Below are 19,889 nucleotides of genomic sequence, written 5' to 3'. Positions count from 1 at the left end.
AAAATGAACCTTATGGGCAATCATTTGGTATACTGAAGGCACATCTTGTTTGTCATTGCATAAAGGAGGAATGGAGCAGTTGAGGGTGTTTGTTGCAAGGCAGCCTATTTTTAACAGAAAAGAACAAGTCGTATCATACGAGCTGCTTTATAGAGATAGTGAAACCAATACATATAGCGCTGAAGATGGTGATCAAGCGACAACGGACCTCATTATCAATAGTTTTTTAAACATTGGCATCGAAACACTGACAGAAGGAAAACGATGCTACATCAATTTCACCGAAAGCTTGCTTTCGTCTGATCTGCTCACTTATTTTGATCCACATCAGCTTGTGATCGAAATATTAGAAAATGTACCGATTACCCCGGCACTTATTATGAGATGTAAGCAATTAAAAAAGTGGGGATACACGATTGCGCTCGATGATTTCTTTCTGAGCGGAACACATTTTCATGACAAGTTACTCGATGAACTCCTCTATTGCATTGATATTTTAAAAATTGATTTTCTGAAAACAACATGTAAAGAACGAAGAGACATTTTACATACATATAAAAAGTATCGACTTCGATTCCTTGCTGAAAAGGTAGAAACGCGAAAAGAATATGAAGAAGCGTTAGAAGCTGGCTTCCATTTGTTTCAAGGATATTTCTTTAGTGAGCCGCACGTCATTTCGGGACGAGCCTTATCGACTAGCTTCCACGCATACCATCAGCTATTGAATGAGCTGAGCAAGGAGCAGCCGAATATTCAGACCGTGACGCATTTTATAGAAAGTGATCTTTCTCTTTCATATCAATTATTAAAAATGCTGAATTCTGGCGGCATGAGACGTCTTTATCAAATCAAGAGTATTCGTCAGGCGATTATCCTGCTTGGGTTTAATGAAATACGGCGATGGATCTTTATCCTTTCATTTAAAGAACTAAATGTCCAAGCCAACTCAAGCCAAAAGGAAATCATCAAAATGTCGTTCATTCGTGCCAAAACGTGTGAACTCATTGCTAGTCGGACTGAACGAGAGCATCCCGCTTCTTATATGCTAACAGGTATGTTTTCACTCATTGATACGCTTGTCAGGGCGGACATTACTGAACTTGTGAAAGAACTGCCTCTTTCGGATGAAGTAGGTGAGGCACTGCTTGGCTATGAAAATGACTATTTCCTTGTGTTAGACGTTGCCAAACGTATTGAACGAAATGAATGGGATAATGAGATGTTAGGTGGAAGTCTCCCTAAGCAGGAAGCCTACGGCTGTTATATAGAAGCCATTGAATGGTGTCATAAAATGTTTGAATCTTAAGAAAAGCCGCTCCCACTAGAGCGGCCTTTTTCTTTGTTATCCCCACTGTAAAAGTAGAAAAAGCCTACTGGAAGAGAGGGATAAGTAGATACGGATGCCTTCTGGACTAAAGCGGATATCGATATTGCTTTTCACCCCAATCTGCTTCAGCATTCGAATCACACTTGCGGTGTCAGCACGTTCAGCAGCTTCCATGATTCGCTGTCCAAACGAAAGCGAACCGGAAATCTGCTGTGTAATGAGGGATGCATCAGCCACGAGACGGGTTGATTCCTTTGCAGCCTTTTGAAACGCATGAGCATCTACTGGAGGAAAAGTCATAGGTGTTCGCGGGTATGCGTTCCCCATTGCGGGAACCTGCAAAGGCGGATAAGGAACATAGTAAAACACATGGTCACCTCTTCTCTCATTGAAGTGAATTTGGACGGATATCTGTTCTAAATGTATGAAGAAAATCCGAATAAAGAATCAAAATGATCTTTCTACCTTTGCATATTCATCATAAAAATAGGTACTTTTGCGGTCAATTTCGGTGAATGTCGCCAAAAAATTGCGGTGTCTACAGTAGAGCCTGTCGTCTGACCTATAACATGAAAAACCGAGGAAATAGAGGGGATCGTATGTTCTGTATCGTGAGAATTGTGACGAATGATGCCTGTTCATGTCGCAAAAATGACGTATTTCCTTTGAAATTGAGATAAAAGTATCATTTGAAAAGTCTGAAAATGATGAAAAAAGACCTATTGAATTTTGCGGTATCACGCACACATTTTGTGCATACTTTTCGGTGAAAAAATACTCAATAGCATTTACACTGTTAGTAACAGATCAAATACTTATGACCCAATCAACATACACAAATACATTGATCTTCCAAAAAAGGAGAGTGGAATCGATGGAAAAGTATGAAATCGAAGAACTTAAACAACTATTATGGAAACTTGAAAACGAAATTAGAGAAACAACGGCTTCTCTTCATAACATTAACAAAAGCATTGATCAATACGACAAATATGAATATGTGAAAATTTCTTAAAGACTTGATAACCATCAAGTCTTTTTTTTATCCAAATACATACAAAAAAAGGATATATTATTATATAATTGTTAAATAGTGATGTCAGTGGACATTTGCTTATTTCTTTTTAGTAAAATAAGAGGCGAGAGGGTGAGGATCAAGATCGAGTATGCTAAACTATCTAGAGAATACAAAAATCAAGCAGAAAATGTCTGATTTTATTCAACATGCAGTCAGGCAAAATGATTTACAAAAGCTGCTTCTCGAATTTACAGATATAAAGAATGAATTTCCTTTTGGGCAATTGGCTTACCAACATTATGAGGCATTTGGCGGACAAGACAAGCAAGCGATTACAAAACTGGCAGCAGGGATTGAACTTCTCATCTTATCTGCCGATATATTAGATGATATTGAAGATCAGGACAATGATTCGTATCCTTGGATGAACGTCAACCAAGGGGTGGCCATCAATGCTGCTACGTATTTGTATACGGTGAGTATCCAATTCATCACATCAATTTGTGAAAATAATTCTCAACTAATAGAGAAACTGTTCCACTTCATCAAAATGTCTATGGAAGGGCAGCATGAGGATTTGAGTCATTTGTATGGAACAGAAGAAGATTGTGTAGAGGTTTTAAGGAAAAAATCGGGATCTTTAACAGCTCTTTCTAGCGTACTGGGTGTTTATTTAGCGACAAGAAAAATGAATGCCACTGTAGAATCTTATTCGATATATTATGGTGTTGCTGAACAAATCAGTAACGATTTTTTTGCGTTATTTTCAAAAACAAACGGAGATTTTCAAAAAAAACAAACGCTGGCATTTAGTTATTTACAAAGACATTTTAACAATGTCAGTCTAGAGCTTCTTTCCTTCTTTTCTAACCGGCTGGATGAGTCAGAGCAAAAGCCGTTTCAACTGAAGCAAAAGTTACTTGAAGCTGGTTTGACTCAGTACATGGTATCGATGAGAGAGATTATGCTGTTAAAAATGAAGCAAGGAATTGCACAACTTGATTTGCCTAAAACGAAAAAGGAACAATTATATGCATATATGACAAAGGAGGGCAATGATTGAACATTCAAAATGTTATTGCATATTTAGTGAAAAATCCTAGTGTTGTGAATGAATTGGACTTAGGGAATGCAAGTTTAATTCACACAGATGAGGAAACGATGAAAGCAATCATTCAAGGCATAAAAAAAGGGCAAATGTCTGCAGATTATATATGGTACTATAAATGATACTTGATTTAAAAGTTCTCCAGTTAAGGATGTTTTATACATGAAGATAACTTATACGAAACTATCTGCTTTTTTTGTTTTTCTGTCTTTTTTATTTGTGATCTATGTTTCATATATTTATGTATTTGATATTTTTAATGGAGCACGTGTTGAGGAGAACAAGAATGGTCAAGCAGAAGTTGTTAAAGTCGAATATCTTTCTTTAGCCTACACATCAGGATTAGAAGAAGGAGATATTATACTTAAAATCAATGGAGAATCTGCTAACAACAAAGATCATTTGATCAATGGTGAGCTTAGGAATGTGCAAAGAATTGATATTCAAAGAGGCAACCAAATGATCACCCTAAAAAATAAGACATTGATTGGTCAAGAAAGTTTATTTGTCTATATAATTCCTCTCATCCTGTATTCAATATGTTTATTTTGTATCTTCTTTATCATTCGTATTAACAAAGAGATCCAACGAAAATCAGCATTTCTTTTAGTTTTATTTTTATTAACGATTTGTATCGGATATCTTAGTGCAGGTACTTCGGGTATTGGTGATAGATTTAGCCATTATGTCATCACATTTTGTTTATCAAGTGTATTTATCTTTTATATTCATTTCATTTATCAATATTTCAAAGAGTTTGACCTGCATATAACGACTCGAAAAACAATTTATATTTTATATAGTCTTCCTATAACTAATCTAGTAATAGAGCTGTTTGTTCCAATTGATTCGGCGATAGCCAGATACATGCCGAGTTTAAATCTTTTATTCTTTTTTGCTTCTATTATCATGTCATTCAAAGTCATTATTAATGGAATGCAGAAATATAAAGAGACAGAGCAGGGGTCTGTTTTAAAGTTTTTTGTCATGATTAATATCATAGCATTTTGTCCGTTTATATTTTTATTTGCAATTCCATATGTTTTGTTTCGTATTTATGTTGTAGATCCCTTTTTCTTAACTTCTTTTGTATTGCTCATTCCTTTTTCACTCGTGTATCAATTCATGACGAACAAACTTTACAATATGGATTTCTTGATTAGTAGACTTAAATACTATGGATTTATTGCCATTACACCGACCATTTTAGTTGTTGTCACGTTTTATATTCTGCAAAAACCAGAAGATTTAAAGTACACTCTGAAGCTCGCATTCATCACATATACACTCATGTTGGCTGTTTTCTATTTCAAAGAAATTTTAGATTTCCGTTTTCGTTTGAAACGTTTTTCAGAGAAGTATAATTACCAAGACAGCGTGTTTAAATTTACGCAGCTTATTCGTGAGGCGTCATCACTTCATCAAGTACTGTATCATTTGAAATACACCATTTTAGAAGTGCTCGTTGTGAATAAAGCCTTTGTGCTAGAGGTGAAGGCTAATGGAGAAATGATTGAAATTGATGAATCAACAAATGATAGTAAGTTATGGAAAGAATACGTGGATCAATTTCAAGATATTTTAGGTGAAGTTGGGAAAATCATCGAGCTTGATAAAGGGTTTATGATGAAAATTGGAGAGCGGGGCGGTCACTCGTTTATGATTTGCTGCTTATCCAATATACAGACGCCGAAATTGACCCGCGATGAAATCTCATGGCTGAAAACATTGGCATTTTACACAAGTGTCAGTTTAGAAAATGTCGTCAAGATCGAAGAACTGATGGAGCATCTTGAGGATTTGAAACAGCGGGAAGCCAATCCCGCCTGGCTGAAGAAAGTCATGTTCGCCATGGAAGAGAAGCAGCGTTCAGATTTAGCGAGGGATCTTCATGATTCTGTGCTGCAGGATTTGATTTCACTGAAGAGACAGTCCGAGATGTTCTTAACCAATTTCCAAAACAACCAATGCCCAACATCTATTGAAAATTCATTGATCTCATGGAATGAACAAATGTCTAAGGTGATTCAAACCACGAGAGAAACATGTCATGAACTTCGGCCACAGCTCCTCTATGATTTGGGGTTAGTGAAGGCAATTTCGAAGCTGACTTCGCAAATTCAAGAGGAAGCGCCATTTCATATTAGGCTGAATACAACCCGCTTTGATAAAGAACTGGACATTGATATTGACTCACAGCTGAATATTTACCGGATTGTGCAGGAGCTGTTATCCAATGCGTTGAAGCATTCTAAGGCCAGCCAAGTCTTAGTGATGCTCATTTGTATTAAAGATCAAGTTGTTCTCCATTATGAGGACGATGGAGTCGGATTTGATGCAAGCCAGCTTGATCAGCACACGATGAGCATGGGTCTTTCTGGCATAAGGGAACGAGTCAAAGCTCTAAATGGAAAGCTTCAAATTCACACGGCACCTGAAAAAGGGCTCAAGGTGAAAATTGAAATGGAATTGTAACGATTTCTTAAGGAATAAGACTTGGCATCTGCCAAGTCTTTTATATAAAATGGAAGTGAGTGATTTAAAGGGAGGAAGACATGAAGAAGATATTGGTCATTGATGATCATCCGGCTGTCATGGAAGGGACAAAAAGCATATTAGAATCAGATCAGCAGCTATCAGTCGATTGTTTAAGTCCTGATGCAGAAGGCGCCTTTTTAAAGACGCATGACTTTTCCATCTATGATGTGATCTTGATGGATTTAAATCTCGGGGATATCAATGGAATGGACATTGCCAAACAAATTCTAGAAACGAATCAACAAGTGAAAATTATCATTTATACAGGATATGAAGTAGATGATTATTTCGAAGAGGCCATTCGAGCTGGATTGCATGGTGCAATAAGTAAAACAGAGACAAAAGACAAAATTATTGAATACATACACCGCACATTGCAAGGAGAAGTTGTCATTCAACTATCCTATTTAAAGAAATTAATTTCACAGCAGCAAGAGAAGCCAGAACAGGCGCAGCAGACGGATCATGAGCTGTTAACAGAGCGTGAATGTTTAATCTTAAGAGAAGTGGAAAAAGGGTACACAAACCAAGAGATCGCCGATGTGCTTCATTTGAGCAAACGCTCGATTGAATACAGTTTGACCTCCATCTTTAATAAGCTGAATGTTGGATCTCGAACAGAAGCGGTGTTAATTGCAAAATCGGAAAGTGTGCTGTAAACGTGTGAAGGGAGAGGGCCTTGATGGATGTGAGTGGTTCAAATACACTGCTTGAGGCACTGGGGATTGAGATTGTGGAATGCAATACGTCACGATGCGTGGCGACAATGCCAGTCGATCACCGAACAAAACAGCCATTTGGATTACTGCATGGAGGAGCATCAGCTGCTCTAGCAGAAACAGTGGCAAGCATGGGTGCTGCTGCTCATTTAGACTTAACTCAGCAGGTTTGTTCAGGTATTGAAATCAATGCCAATCATTTAAAATCTGTACGTGATGGAGTGGTGACAGCTACAGCTGTTCCTGTACATGTAGGACGGCGTACAATGGTATTCCAAATCGATATAAAAGATGATCGAGACCGTCATATCTGTACGTCAAGATGTACACTCGCTGTCATTGATCGCATATAAAAAAGCTCCCGGTGCAGCGGAAGCTTTTTTTAATACCCTTTTATGAACATGCATGTAAAGTGAACAAGACCTGAATGTCAGGTTCTTCATTTATAAATAAGAGTCTTCTTTTCGTTTAATGACAAAGTTACGGAAACCGCCATAATCATCTTGGACACTTCGTTTGTCCATTTTCACACCAGTGTTGTAAGCGGCTCTTCCGATCAAATGAGCGCCGACTGGTGCGGTCAGAAAGATAAAGACAATTCCAAGCAGGATTTTCGCAGAGATGATCCCTGCAAGAAACCATTCATGAAAGAATACACCAACTAAAATGAGAACAACACCAAGTGTCGATGCTTTTGATGCAGCATGCATACGTGTGTAAACATCCGGCAGGCGAAGGACACCAATGGCTGAAATCAAACAGAGGATAGCGCCAAGCAGAATAAAGAAAATCACAATAGCTTTAGCGATGACGATCATTTTCAATCACTTCCCCTTTCTCAAGGAATTTGGAAAAAGCGACAGTGCCGATAAAGGCAAGAATACCGAGCAGTAAAATAATTTCAAAGAACGTCGTGGTTTTCAGTAAGATAGACACGATGGCTGTCATCCCAATTAAATTGATTCCTATCGCATCAAGCGCACTGACACGATCAGGGATAGAAGGTCCTTTGATGACCCGTATGACAAAAAGCAAAGTAGACAGCGCAAGAATTCCAAGTGACATTTGCAAGATCAGTTCCATTACTTACCGCTCACCTCCTGAATCGCTTTTTCAAATGATACCCGAATATCGTGGATGGCTTTTTCAGCATCTTCAATATCCATCGCATGAATATATAAAATCGAGCGATCATCGGAAATATCGATGACCAGTGTACCAGGTGTTAATGTAATCATATTGGCCAGTATGGTGATTTCCCAATCTGTTTTTAAATCTGTACGAAAGGCGAAAATACCAGGCTTGATTTTAAGCTTTGGAGATAACACCGTCTTGAGTACACTCAAATTAGCAAGAAGTAGCTCTCTGATAAAAATGATGACGAGCTTGAAAATCGCATAAAGGGCATAGCCGTAAAAACGTTGCGGGAAGAATCGCCGCAGCATAAAAATGGCGATCATCCCTAGTGCAAAGCCTGATACAAAGTCTGCAGCTCTGTATGTATCATTCATAAACATCCATGTAAAGGCGAGGAGAGCGTTTAATAATATTTGAAAGGCCATGTTCATCTACTCCTTCAGCACAGCTTGAATATATTTTTCTGGTGTTGAAAGCATTTCCGCAGCTTGATTGATATAAGGTGCAATGAATTCTGTGCCTAATCCAATCGCAAGCGATAAGATAACAAGCAGTACCCCAGGATACACCATTCCTCTAATGGATGGCTTTCTTCTTCGCATATCCTGTTCCTCTCCCCAAAACGCGAGCATGAAAATCCTCATAACAGAATAAAGGACAAGAAGACTGGACAGTAAAACAAGGATAGAGAACGTCATGTACCCAGCAGAAAACCCACCTTCAACAATTTTCAGCTTGCCAACAAATCCACTTAGCGGAGGAATACCCGCAAGTGATAAAGCCGATATGAAGAACATCCAGCCGAGTAGAGGCTGGGATTGAATCAGCCCACCCATTTTTTTCAGATGATTGGTTCCAGCATACACAAACAGTGCCCCTGCGAGCATAAATAGAGCTCCTTTGATCACCATATCGTGAATGAGGTAATAAATGGCGCCTTGAAGTGATGCCGGTGTATTGGCCGCAATCCCAAACAAAATGACACCAACAGCTGTGACAATGTTATAAATCACAATTTTTTGCACATCAGAATAGGCGATAGAGCCAATGACACCGAATATAACCGTTAGAGCGGCTAGCCAGGCCATAATTGTATGTGTAAAACCTGTATCATGTATAAAGATGAGCGTAAAGACCCTGGCAATCGCATATAGCCCGACCTTTGTCAGCAGTGCGCCAAACAAAGCTGAAATCGCTGCCGGCGGTGCATGATAAGACCCTGGCAGCCAGAAATAAAGAGGGAAGACCCCAGCTTTTAAGCCAAATACGATCAGGAACAGAATCGAAATCACGGTGATTAACCCTGTTTGCCCAGATTCAGCTATTTTCACACTTAAATCAGCCATGTTCAGTGTGCCTGTGACTGCATATAAACACGCTACGCCAACAATAAATAATGCCGATGAGATAATATTAAACACAATGTATTTCAGTGATTCACGAAGCTGAGGCTTTGAACCACCCAGAACAATGAGCATATAAGATGCCATCAGCAATAATTCAAAGAAGACAAACAGGTTGAAAATATCTCCTGTTAAAAAGGCACCACTGACGCCAGCTAACAAGAATTGGACACCAGAATAATAGAACAGTCGCTCTCTTTCTTTCCCAATCGTTTGAAAGGAAAAAAGAACTGTGACAAGTCCAACAATGGAAGCGGTCAAAACAAGAAGCGCAGCAAACTGATCGGCCACAAGGGCAATGCCAAACGGTGCTTTCCAGCCGCCCAAATAAAGGGTTTGTATGCCGTTTGTGAAAATCGTTTGGACCAAATAGACATTACAGATAATGGCTAAAAGAGATGCAAACACACTAAAGCCTCTCGACAGCATGGTGTTTTTATTCATAAAAATCAATAATGTAGCAGCTAGTAATGGTATTAATATAGGCAGGATCACGAGATTATTCATGCTGATCATTTCCTCTCATTTGATCCATGTCATCTGTTCTCAGCTCTTGGAAGGCACGGAAGGCCATCACGAGCAAAAAGGATGTTACACCAAAAGCAATGACAATGGCTGTTAAAATTAATGCTTGTGGCAATGGATCTACATAGGATGTGAGCCCCTCTTTCAAAATAGGAGGTGCTCCCTTTTTTAAGCCGCCCATTGTTAATAGAAGCAAATGGACGCCGTGACTTAAAACGGCAGTACCGACGATGACCCGCAGAAGGCTTTTTGAAAGCATTAAATAGGTCGCTGCCATAAAAATGATTCCGACGATAATAGACATTAGAAATTCCATTATTCCTTCTCTCCAATCGTTTGAATAATGGTCATGGTGACACCAACAACAACTAAATACACACCGATATCAAACAGGACTGCTGTCGCCAGTTCTGTTTTCCCTAGAAACGGCAGTTGGAAATAATCAAATGCATGGGATAGGAAAGGTGCTCCGAACAGAAAAGATCCCATACCTGTTAGGATGGCAACGAGCAAACCGACACCAGCCACATAAATAAAGTCAAATGGTAAAATGCGTCTGACTGTTTTAAGGTCGTAGGCTAAAAGCAGAAGGACGACAGCACCAGCACTCATCAAACCGCCAATGAATCCTCCGCCAGGATTGTTATGTCCTGCAAGAAATAGGTGAAGTGAGAAAAGCAAGATGATGAATGCTGTAATTTTAGTTGTGACTTGTAAGAGCATATCATTCGTATCAATCTTTCTCATCGCCGTACGCCTCTCTTCCGTTTTCCTTGTGCTTTTACCTTCAATAATCCATAAATACCGAGTGCCGCAATGGCCAGCACTGTAATCTCAAAGAGTGTATCAAAGCCCCTGAAATCGACAAGAATGACATTGACAATATTGTCTCCGCCAGCCAGTTTGTAGCTGTTTTCAATGAAGTACGTTGAAATTGTGTCAAGAGATTGCTGGCTTGTTGAAGCGAAAGCAAGACAGGTGACAACGACTCCAACACCTAATGAGATGATCAAATTTGTTAATTTAAATCTTCGTGTTTTTTGCTTCAGACTCAGCTTTGGCAAATGATAGAAGCAAAGTAAAAACAGCGCGACAGAAATGGTTTCAATAATGAGCTGTGTCAGCGCAAGGTCAGGTGCTCTGAAAATCACGAAGAACAATGACAGCGTGTAGCCCATAACACCTAGCGCAATAATAGCTGTTAAGCGTGAACGAGCAAATACAGTCGTGACTGTCGCTGCGACCATCACAAGTGAAAGGATGGCTTCGTACGTGCCGATTGATGCAGCGTGCTCAGTTTGAAATGAGAAGGCTTGCTTGTAGAACATCACGCTGCCAAGCACGATAATCATAAAACCAAATACATAGACAAGATAGTCACGAAGGAATCCTGTCATATAGCTGTTTGTTAGGCGGTATGACCCTTTTTCTACACCTATAAGTGAACGATCATACAAAGCGTTAAATGACCATTTTTCCTTAAATATGTTGTACATTGGGCGCCATTTTGACAGCGTTAAATAGCCAATGGTACCGAGCGCAACTACACCAATTGTCATGTAAAGCTCTGGCTGGAATCCATGCCACGCTTCAATTTTTACGGCAAAGCGGCTTCCTGTTTGAATGGCTTCTGGAATGATCGCTTGAATGGCAGGTTCAATGACAGAATAGGCAAGAATATTAGGGAAAAAGAAGAACGTGACCACAAGTGCAGCTAAAATAATTGGCGGGATCAGCATACCAATCGGTGCTTCATGCGGTTTTTTCTCCAATTGATCGACATTCAGACGGCCTCTAAATGTTTTGAAGACGATCATCATACTGTAGATGAACGTAAACACACTAGCGAGCCAAGCGATAGCAGGGAAGACAGCCCCCCATGTTGAAACATCCGTAAAGCTGATGTCAGAAATCCGGATCATACTTGTGAAAAATAGCTCTTTACTTAAAAATCCATTAAATGGCGGGAGTCCAGCCATCGAGAATGTACCAATTAACGTAATTGTAAAGGTAATTGGCATGATGGTCATTAATCCACCTAATTTGCGAATATCACGTGTACCTGTTTCGTGATCGATAATCCCTGCTGCCATAAAGAGACTTCCTTTAAAGGTCGCGTGGTTAATGAGATGAAAAATAGCAGCAAGAACGGCTGCGCCAAAAAAGGCAGGGTTGTTTTCATGAATGGCAGCTGCGCCTACTCCGAGCATGAGCATAATCATACCAAGTTGACTCACTGTCGAGAAGGCCAGAATGGCTTTCAAATCATTTTGCCGAACGGCGTGGAAAGATCCCCAGAATAGTGTGATAAGTCCGACAATCGAAATGGTCCAAAACCACACCTCTGATATAGCAAAAATCGGACTAAAGCGGGCAACCAGATAAATACCGGCTTTGACCATAGTAGCAGAATGCAGATAACTGCTTACAGGGGTTGGTGCTTCCATAGCATCAGGCAGCCAAATATAAAATGGGAACTGCGCTGATTTCGTGAAGGCCCCTAGTAAAATGAGAACCATCGCAGGGATGAAATAAGGTGATGCCATAATGAGCTGAAGCTGATTGACTGCTTCGCGAATACTGAATGAATCAGTGATCAGGTAAATGAGGATGAAGCCACCAAGCATAGCCAATCCGCCAAACACAGTAATAAGCAGTGATTTGGTTGCTCCGTAACGGGAACGCTCACGCTTATACCAATACCCAATTAAGAGGAAGGAAGAGATACTTGTTAGCTCCCAGAACAAATAGAGTACGACCATGTTGTCAGAGAGAACAACACCAAGCATAGCGGTCATAAACATTAATAAATACGTATAGAAAGAGCCAAGCTGTTCTTTTTCCTTTGATAAGTAGAAAATACTGTACAGTACCACAAGTGCACCAATACCTGTGATGAGTAAAGCAAATAACAGGCTGAGACCATCTACATACACAGTGAAATTCATCCCTAGAGAGGGAATCCATTCAGCTTGTGAGAATAACGTTCGTCCATTCGAGGTGATCTGAAGCATTTGGATGAAATAGGTAAATAAAAGAATAGGCAAGATGAGAACAAACCATCCTGTATGTATACGCCTTACGTATTTAAAGAGAAAAGGGACGACAAAGGCAAGTAAAAAAGGTGATAGGATGGCGAAGTGAATAAGCTGCAAGAAAATGAACCTCCTTTGATCAATATAAATTCACGTTCTAAAGAACTGGTAATTAAAATTATAGCGTAAATACAGACATAGTGCATTGGTTTGAACTGATTTACGGCAAATTGAATTTATTTTGAGTTCTTTTGACCACAAAAAATATTTTATCAAAAATGAAACTCGTTGTATATTGTTTTGTATTTCGTACATGCTTTTCTTAAAGGAGCTGATCAAATGAAACGAAAGATCACCATCAGCTTAAGCATATTCTGCACGATTTTAGGAGGAGCATTCTTGATTGAACGAAATGATCAAAAAAGGTGGCAGGCCGGGAGTGAATGGCCGCTATTTTCCGAACAACTCCTCCATATGACCTATCCTCAGGCGAAACAGTATCCTTTTCAGCCTCGGGAATATTTACGAATTGTATTGGCTGATGAATGAGGATGTATGGGAGAAAAGAAATATAAAAAAAGCATGTCCCTTACGAAAAGGACATGCTTTTTGTTTCTTTTTTAAGTAAACATTCTGAGTAAGATTGTTGCGCAAATAACGGTTGCTGCTCCGCCAAGACGTGTAGAGACTTGAGCGAAAGGCATAAGGCCCATTCTTCCAGAAGCTGAAAGAATTGCAACGTCACCAGTACCGCCTAATCCACTGTGACAGCCAGTCACAATGGCAGATTCAACTGGATACATGTTCATGAATTTACCAACAAAGTAACCAGAACCAACCATGCCTAGAACAACAGCAATACATACACATACGAAAGGAATCGAAATAACAGTGGCCACATCATCAAGTGGAATGTATAGAATTCCTAAACCAACCATTAGAGGCCATGTAAAGCTTTTCGATACAAACTTGTAGAACTGCTGTGAGCCGTTTTGCAAATGCTGAGGCATCACGTTTAAGTATTTGATTAATGCAGCAAGAACAATCATTAAGATTGGACCTGGAATATGAACAAAACTTTCTAATAAGCCGCCAAAGATAAAAGTTGTACATGCAACAAGCACACCTGCACCCATTAAGCTGAAGTCAACTTTAGTATCCATTTCAGGCTGTTCAAAGATTTCATTTGCTTCTTTTGATTTAACAAGTCGTCCATTCCCGTTTAGTTCAGGACGTTTTTCACCAAGCTTTTTCATTGCGCCAGCACAAATGATGGCAATGACGTTCCCAATAACAGCAGCCGGAATCAATTGAGAAATTAATGACTCTGCTGATACACCAAGAATTTGTGAATAAGCAATTGATAATGGCAATATTCCTTCACCGACACCACCGGCAATAATCGGTACAATGATAAAGAAGAACGAATGATGCGGTGTGTAACCAACTAGAAGACCCACTAGAATTCCAGCAGCTACAGCTGTAATTGTACCTGCAACAAGAGGAACAAACATACGAATAAGGCCTTGTACTAAAACAGTTCGTTGCATCCCAAGAATACTACCTACTACAAGAGCAGATATATAGAAGTATAGGAAGTTCGACGTTTTCATCAGAGACGTAACCGCTTCCAACGAGTTTGGATTCAGAACATGAAAAAAGACCAGGAACGATGGTACGAATAAAGAAAGAATCGCCGGTCCACCAATATCTTTTAAGATTGGAATACGTTGTCCTACATCTCCTAGGAAAATCCCCAAAATCATAATAACAGCGAAACCACCAAGCATATTTGCTGGAATTTTATTAAAATAAGCGGCAGTTAAAATAATCGCTGCAAGTACTATATACACAGGTAGATCAATAACACCAATTTTCCAAGAAAGAATTTTTCGGAAAACGCTTTTATTATTGTCAGAATCGTTTGTAATCGATTTCAATTGTTGTGTATTAGCCACATAAACACCCCCAAATGCTATTTGTCTCAATTGTAGAAGATTCTGTGACACTCATCTATTTATTAAACTAAATTAAGTGTAATAAAAGTAAAATAAACGGGGGTTTTGTCGTTTTTATCATACAAAAATCCCCTGAAGATAGTTTGTCCTTCAGGGGATTGATCATACATGGTATTTATTTATCGTTTTCCTTTTAAATAAGGAGTACCAAGTGCTTTTGGAGCGTCTGCTCGTCCAATGAAGCCAGTAAGAGCTAGGATCGTCAGCACATATGGTGCAATGAGCATGTACACGTTCGGGATATCTTGAAACAGCGGAAGCAGAGAGCCAATGATGCTTAAGCTTTGTGCAAATCCAAAGAATAAAGCAGCGCCCATAGCGCCAAATGGGTGCCATTTCCCGAAAACAAGGGCGGCTAACGCAATGAAGCCTTGTCCTGTAATGGTGGCGTGTGAGAAATCAAGAGCGATGGTCGATGCATACACAGCTCCGCCAAGACCGCCAAATAGACCACTAATGAAGACGCCAATATAGCGCATTCGGTATACCTTGATTCCCATTGTATCAGCTGCCATTGGATGCTCTCCGACTGCACGAAGTCGCAAGCCAAACGGCATTTTAAATAAAACAAACCAAGCGACAACCGCAAGAACCAATGCGAGAATGGACGTATAATACACATCTTTAAAGAAAATATCACCAATGATCGGAATGTCACTTAAAAGGGGAATATCTCCTTTATAGAAAGGTTCTGTAATTTTATCCGTTTGTGCTTTTCCATAAATCAGTTTGACAACAAACAGCGTAGCACCAAGGGCAAGCATGTTAATCGCAACACCACTGACCGTTTGATCTGCTCTGAACGTAATAGTGGCAACAGCGTGAATGAGTGAGAACACGCCGCCAATGGCCATACCAACAAGTAGACCGAGCCACGGGGTCAAGGCACCAAACGTATCAGCAAACATTAAGTTAAAAATAATACTAGAAAATGCTCCGACGACCATCAAACCTTCAAGACCGATATTGACGACACCTGATCTTTCTGAAAAGACGCCTCCAAGAGCGGTTAAAATAAGTGGTGCAGCATAAACGAGTGTAGCTGGGACGATGATTTCAAGAATTTGCAGAAATCCCACTTATTTTCCCCCCTTTTTCTTCAATTGTTGAATGACAAGACGGATGATATAGCTTGAGGCAACGAAAAGAATAATGATCGCAATCACAATATCAACGACCTCAGTCGGTACGCCAGATTCAAGCGGCATGTTTAAAGCACCGACTTTCAATCCACCAAGCAATAATGCCGCTAAGACGACACCAATAGCTGTGTTTCCGCCTAATAAGGCAACAGCGATTCCATCAAAACCAACGCCAGTGAATGATCCTTTAATCGAAGCATATTCAAATGTTCCGAGTCCTTCCATCGCACCTGCAAGACCTGCAAAGGCACCAGAAATGAGCATCGCATAAATGATGTTGCGTCGAACGTTCATCCCAGCATAATGAGAGGCCTGCTGGTTCATCCCAACTGCGCGTAATTCAAACCCTTTAGAGGTTTTCTGGATAATAACCCACATGACAACAGCCGCAATAATGGCAACAAAAATCCCATTATGCATTCTAGAGAAATCAGTGATCTGCTCAAAAAAACCAGATCGAAGGGAAGCTGTTGCATCAATTTTTTCTGTTTTATCTTTATTGTTTGTTAAGACATTTGAGATTAAATAATTTGTGACATGAAGGGCAATGTAGTTCATCATGATGGTGACAATGACTTCATGTACGTAAAAACGAGCTTTTAAAAATCCGGGAATAAAGCCCCATAGTGCACCAGCAGCTGCTGCTGTGATCAGTGCAAGAGGCAAATGGATATACATAGGGGCATGGACAGTTGTGCCGATCCATACAGCAGCAACCCAGCCAATCAGCATTTGACCTTCTACCCCGATATTAAAGAGGCCCGTCCGAAATGCAAAGGCAACAGCAAGTCCTGATAAAATATAAGGCGTGACTTGTCGGATGGTTTCTCCCATATAATACGTTTCACCGAAGACGCCATTCCAAAGGGCGCTATAACCTTCGATGACACTATAACCGCTTGCCAGCATAATGATGGCCCCAACGAAAAGACCAAGTACAATGGCGATAAGCGGAATCAGCAGATTTGTTAAGCGATTAGACATTTGCTTCTTTCCCCACTTCCTGTTGCGTACTTCCAGCCATTAACAGACCAAGTTCTTGCTCTGTTGTTTCTTTTGGATCCACAATGGCAATAATGCTGCCTTCGAAAATCACAGCAATCTTATCACTGACATTGATAATTTCATCAAGCTCAAAGGATATGAGCAGAACAGCTTTGCCTGAATCCCTTTGTTCAATCAGACGTTTATGAACAAACTCAATGGCTCCGACATCAAGTCCACGTGTCGGCTGTGCAGCAATTAATAAATCAGGATTTCGGTCCACTTCACGGCCAATAATGGCTTTTTGCTGGTTACCACCTGATAGCGCACGTGCTTCTGTATATTCACTAGGTGTCCGTACGTCGTATTCAGCAATGATTTGTTTTGCTTTTTGATAAATATTTTTCATATTCATCAAGCCAAACTTCGAATATGGACGCTGATAATACGTTTGTAAGGAAATATTTTCTCCAATTGAAAAATCAAGGACAAGTCCGTGCTTATGACGGTCTTGAGGAATATGTCCGATACCAGATTCTGTGACCTTACGAGGCGGGAGATTTTGAATGGCTTTCCCGTTTAGCATGATCGTCCCAGATTCGGATTTTTTCAGACCTGTAATGGCTTCAATTAATTCAGATTGACCATTTCCGTCTACACCCGCAATTCCGACAATCTCACCGGCTTTCACTGATAAATTGAGTTGTTTCACGGCTTCAATTCCTCGCGTATCTTTAACAGTGAGATCTTGAATTTGCAAGACTTCTTCAGCAGGGGAGGCTGCTTTTTTGTCTGTTTTAAATGAGACTTCGCGGCCGACCATTAAACTGGCAAGCTCGTCTTTGTTTGTGTGTTCCACATCAAGTGTACGAATACCTTGCCCTTTTCGGATAATGGTCACACGATGACAGGCATCCATAATTTCTTTAAGCTTGTGGGTAATTAAAATAATGGATTTGCCTTCATTGATTAAGTTTTTCATAATTTGTATGAGTTCTTTTATTTCTTGAGGTGTTAAGACGGCTGTTGGTTCGTCGAAGATCAAGATGTCAGCGCCGCGGTATAGTGTTTTTAAGATTTCTGCTCGCTGCTGCATACCGACTGAGATGTCAGATACTTTAGCCGCAGGGTCTATTTTTAGTCCATAACGGTCAGAAAGTTCCTGCACTTGCTGAATGGCTTGTTCTTTGTCAATCTTTCCAAATTTCTTTGGCTCTTTTCCTAAAATGATGTTTTCAGCCACAGTAAATGTATCAACTAGCATAAAATGCTGATGGACCATTCCAATGCCTAAATCACTAGCATCATTTGGACTTGAGATTGTAACCGGTTTTCCGTGTACCTTGATTTCACCTTTTTCAGGCTGATACAGTCCGAAAAGCACGTTCATAAGCGTTGATTTTCCAGCGCCGTTTTCACCAAGCAGCGCATGAATTTCGCCCTTTTTTAGCTGCAGCGTAATGTTATCATTTGCTACAATGCCAGGGAATTCTTTGCGTATATTCAACATTTCAATGACATAATCCACAGGTTTAACCGCTCCTTTTTTAGGGTGCTGATGAAGATAAAAACTAGCAAAAGAAAAGCTGCAAAACAAGGCTGCAGCTTTTCTTTTACCACCTTTTACGAATAAAGAGGAGGTAAAGGAGAGGCAAGGGGATAAGGCGCGCTTATCCCGATGCACAAATTAAGCTTTAAAATCTTTTAGTTCATCACGTGTTGCAGGGATTTTTACTTCACCCTTGATGATTTTTTGTTTCCATTCTTCGATTTTCTTCAATACATCTTTATCAAGATTCTCTTGAGATGGAGAGATGTCAACGCCGCCTTCTTTCAGACCGTACGTGATGACTTCGCCACCAGGGAATTTACCTTCTTTTGCTTTTGTTGTTAAGTCTTGTACCGCTGTGTCTACTTTCTTAATCATAGAAGTAAGAGTGACACTTTGTTTTGTTCCAGGTACTTTACCTTCGTCATACTGGTCTTTATCAACACCAATGACCCACACTTTGCGGTCAGGATCAGCTTTTTTCAGGTTTTTCGCTTCTGTGAAGACACCAGTTCCAGTTCCGCCTGCTGCGTGGTAAATGACGTCAACGCCAGATTTGTACATACTTTCAGCTGTTGCTTTACCGATGTCTGCTTTATCGAATGCACCAGCATATTTCACTTCAACTTTTGCTTTTGGATTAGCTGCTTCAACGCCTGCACGGAAACCAACTTCGAATTTTCTGATTAATTCAGAATCAACGCCGCCAACAAAACCAATTTTGTTTGATTTTGTAGAAAGAGCCGCTGCCACACCTACAAGGAATGAACCTTCGTTTTCGTTAAATGTAATGCTTGCTACGTTGTCTTTTTTTACAACTGCATCAACGATGGCAAAGTGGTTTTTCTTACGTTGATTCGCAATTTCAGTAATAGAATCTTGCATTAAGAAACCAATTCCGTAAATCAAATCAAATTTCTCACGAGCAAGTGTGTTTAAGTTTGTTGTATAGTCAGCGTCTGATTTAGATTGTAAGTAATCAAAGCCGTTTTTACCTTTTGTTAAATTGTTGTCTTTCCCAAATGCTTGTAAACCTTCCCAAGCAGATTGGTTAAACGATTTGTCATCGACACCACCGACATCAGTTACCATTGCAACAGTGAATTGATCTTTATCTTTTTTGTTTTCACCGCTGTTTGAGCCAGAGTTGCCGCATGCTCCAAGGATGGTTCCTGCTGCTACGACTAAGGACAATGCAAGTCCAATTTTGCGCTTCTTCAAAACATAACCCCCTATAAAATTTAAAAGTTTCAGAAAAGTCTCGCGAAAAAAGACCGACTCTTGCCTTCTCCTATCCTTCTGAAAAGGGTATTTTATCCTGCATTCTTTTAAAATTGATGGAAACAGGAGAGAAGATGTAAGACATCAGACTTATATCTCGTTGAA

At 39.9% G+C, this 19,889-nt stretch carries 21 protein-coding genes; 8 read left to right on the top strand and 13 right to left on the bottom strand.

What is annotated here, in order from left to right; translation table 11 throughout:
* Nucleotides 1–79 precede the first annotated feature (79 nt).
* Nucleotides 80–1,306, top strand: a complete 1,227-nt coding sequence (locus ES896_RS00585) for an EAL and HDOD domain-containing protein (RefSeq protein WP_135226532.1) — start codon at nt 80–82, stop codon at nt 1,304–1,306.
* A gap of 36 nt (nt 1,307–1,342) precedes the next feature.
* On the opposite strand, the gene ES896_RS00580 is transcribed toward ES896_RS00585, so the two are convergent.
* Nucleotides 1,343–1,696: a YuzC family spore coat inner layer protein gene (locus tag ES896_RS00580; protein ID WP_019744042.1), complete on the bottom strand. Its 354-nt coding sequence runs from the start codon at nt 1,694–1,696 to the stop codon at nt 1,343–1,345.
* A gap of 505 nt (nt 1,697–2,201) precedes the next feature.
* On the opposite strand from ES896_RS00580, the gene degQ reads away from it, so the two are divergent.
* The 6 genes from degQ to ES896_RS00550 all read left to right on the top strand — a co-directional run bounded on the left by degQ (nt 2,202) and on the right by ES896_RS00550 (nt 7,063).
* Nucleotides 2,202–2,342 carry a degradation enzyme regulation protein DegQ gene (gene degQ / locus ES896_RS00575; protein ID WP_003213123.1) on the top strand — a complete coding sequence of 47 codons (141 nt, stop codon included), beginning with the start codon at nt 2,202–2,204 and terminating at the stop codon, nt 2,340–2,342.
* Nucleotides 2,343–2,493: 151 nt separating this feature from the next.
* Nucleotides 2,494–3,408, top strand: a complete 915-nt coding sequence (locus ES896_RS00570) for a polyprenyl synthetase family protein (RefSeq protein ID WP_065460972.1) — start codon at nt 2,494–2,496, stop codon at nt 3,406–3,408.
* Entirely contained in the window at nt 3,405–3,575 is a 171-nt protein-coding gene (comX, locus tag ES896_RS00565) for a competence pheromone ComX (RefSeq protein WP_074041927.1), read from the top strand. The genes ES896_RS00570 and comX overlap by 4 nt, the downstream gene beginning before the upstream one ends.
* 40 nt (nt 3,576–3,615) lie before the next feature.
* Nucleotides 3,616–5,928 carry an ATP-binding protein gene (locus ES896_RS00560; RefSeq protein WP_035701206.1) on the top strand — a complete coding sequence of 771 codons (2,313 nt, stop codon included), beginning with the start codon at nt 3,616–3,618 and terminating at the stop codon, nt 5,926–5,928.
* Nucleotides 5,929–6,008: 80 nt separating this feature from the next.
* A complete protein-coding gene (gene comA / locus ES896_RS00555) occupies nt 6,009–6,650 on the top strand; it encodes a two-component system response regulator ComA (RefSeq protein WP_007500477.1) in 642 nt (213 codons plus the stop codon).
* Nucleotides 6,651–6,673: 23 nt separating this feature from the next.
* Nucleotides 6,674–7,063 (top strand): hotdog fold thioesterase, encoded by a 390-nt coding sequence (locus tag ES896_RS00550; RefSeq protein ID WP_008345855.1) that lies wholly within the window; start codon nt 6,674–6,676, stop codon nt 7,061–7,063.
* A 90-nt stretch (nt 7,064–7,153) separates the two neighbouring features.
* Here ES896_RS00550 and mnhG read toward each other — a convergent pair whose 3' ends face one another.
* From mnhG to ES896_RS00515, 7 genes are read right to left on the bottom strand one after another with little or no spacing between them, the layout of a single operon-like run.
* Nucleotides 7,154–7,528 carry a monovalent cation/H(+) antiporter subunit G gene (gene mnhG / locus ES896_RS00545; protein ID WP_003213369.1) on the bottom strand — a complete coding sequence of 125 codons (375 nt, stop codon included), beginning with the start codon at nt 7,526–7,528 and terminating at the stop codon, nt 7,154–7,156.
* On the bottom strand, nt 7,512–7,793 hold the full coding sequence (locus ES896_RS00540) for a Na(+)/H(+) antiporter subunit F1 (protein ID WP_008345849.1): 282 nt from the start codon (nt 7,791–7,793) through the stop codon (nt 7,512–7,514). Before ES896_RS00540 ends, mnhG begins: the two co-directional genes overlap by 17 nt.
* Nucleotides 7,793–8,272, bottom strand: a complete 480-nt coding sequence (locus ES896_RS00535; RefSeq protein ID WP_008345848.1) for a Na+/H+ antiporter subunit E — start codon at nt 8,270–8,272, stop codon at nt 7,793–7,795. Before ES896_RS00535 ends, ES896_RS00540 begins: the two co-directional genes overlap by 1 nt.
* 6 nt (nt 8,273–8,278) lie before the next feature.
* Nucleotides 8,279–9,757, bottom strand: coding sequence for a Na+/H+ antiporter subunit D (locus ES896_RS00530; RefSeq protein WP_135226217.1), 1,479 nt, complete (start codon nt 9,755–9,757; stop codon nt 8,279–8,281).
* Nucleotides 9,750–10,091: a Na(+)/H(+) antiporter subunit C gene (locus ES896_RS00525; RefSeq protein ID WP_003213576.1), complete on the bottom strand. Its 342-nt coding sequence runs from the start codon at nt 10,089–10,091 to the stop codon at nt 9,750–9,752. The genes ES896_RS00530 and ES896_RS00525 overlap by 8 nt, the downstream gene beginning before the upstream one ends.
* Nucleotides 10,091–10,522: a Na(+)/H(+) antiporter subunit B gene (locus ES896_RS00520; protein WP_008345843.1), complete on the bottom strand. Its 432-nt coding sequence runs from the start codon at nt 10,520–10,522 to the stop codon at nt 10,091–10,093. Before ES896_RS00520 ends, ES896_RS00525 begins: the two co-directional genes overlap by 1 nt.
* The gene (locus ES896_RS00515; protein ID WP_058336866.1) at nt 10,519–12,930 is read right to left on the bottom strand and encodes a Na+/H+ antiporter subunit A; all 2,412 of its coding nucleotides are present in this window, start codon (nt 12,928–12,930) and stop codon (nt 10,519–10,521) included. Before ES896_RS00515 ends, ES896_RS00520 begins: the two co-directional genes overlap by 4 nt.
* A 219-nt stretch (nt 12,931–13,149) precedes the next feature.
* On the opposite strand from ES896_RS00515, the gene ES896_RS00510 reads away from it, so the two are divergent.
* Nucleotides 13,150–13,359 (top strand): hypothetical protein, encoded by a 210-nt coding sequence (locus tag ES896_RS00510; protein WP_035389253.1) that lies wholly within the window; start codon nt 13,150–13,152, stop codon nt 13,357–13,359.
* Nucleotides 13,360–13,430: 71 nt separating this feature from the next.
* Here ES896_RS00510 and ES896_RS00505 read toward each other — a convergent pair whose 3' ends face one another.
* From ES896_RS00505 to ES896_RS00485, 5 genes are all read right to left on the bottom strand, one after another.
* On the bottom strand, nt 13,431–14,768 hold the full coding sequence (locus ES896_RS00505; protein ID WP_008345838.1) for a 2-hydroxycarboxylate transporter family protein: 1,338 nt from the start codon (nt 14,766–14,768) through the stop codon (nt 13,431–13,433).
* A gap of 179 nt (nt 14,769–14,947) precedes the next feature.
* On the bottom strand, nt 14,948–15,907 hold the full coding sequence (locus ES896_RS00500) for an ABC transporter permease (RefSeq protein ID WP_008345835.1): 960 nt from the start codon (nt 15,905–15,907) through the stop codon (nt 14,948–14,950).
* Nucleotides 15,908–16,954 carry an ABC transporter permease gene (locus tag ES896_RS00495; protein ID WP_017367955.1) on the bottom strand — a complete coding sequence of 349 codons (1,047 nt, stop codon included), beginning with the start codon at nt 16,952–16,954 and terminating at the stop codon, nt 15,908–15,910. It lies immediately after the preceding gene.
* Complete coding sequence (locus tag ES896_RS00490) at nt 16,947–18,482, bottom strand: ABC transporter ATP-binding protein (protein WP_050826563.1); 1,536 nt, start codon at nt 18,480–18,482, stop codon at nt 16,947–16,949. The genes ES896_RS00495 and ES896_RS00490 overlap by 8 nt, the downstream gene beginning before the upstream one ends.
* A 159-nt stretch (nt 18,483–18,641) precedes the next feature.
* Entirely contained in the window at nt 18,642–19,724 is a 1,083-nt protein-coding gene (locus tag ES896_RS00485) for a BMP family lipoprotein (RefSeq protein ID WP_035389251.1), read from the bottom strand.
* Nucleotides 19,725–19,889: the final 165 nt, after the last annotated feature.

Source organism: Bacillus sp. 005/A4HT-01/001 (assembly GCF_004634445.1).
Lineage (GTDB): Bacteria > Bacillota > Bacilli > Bacillales > Bacillaceae > Bacillus > Bacillus altitudinis.
This window is presented reverse-complemented; position numbering and strand designations above follow the sequence as displayed.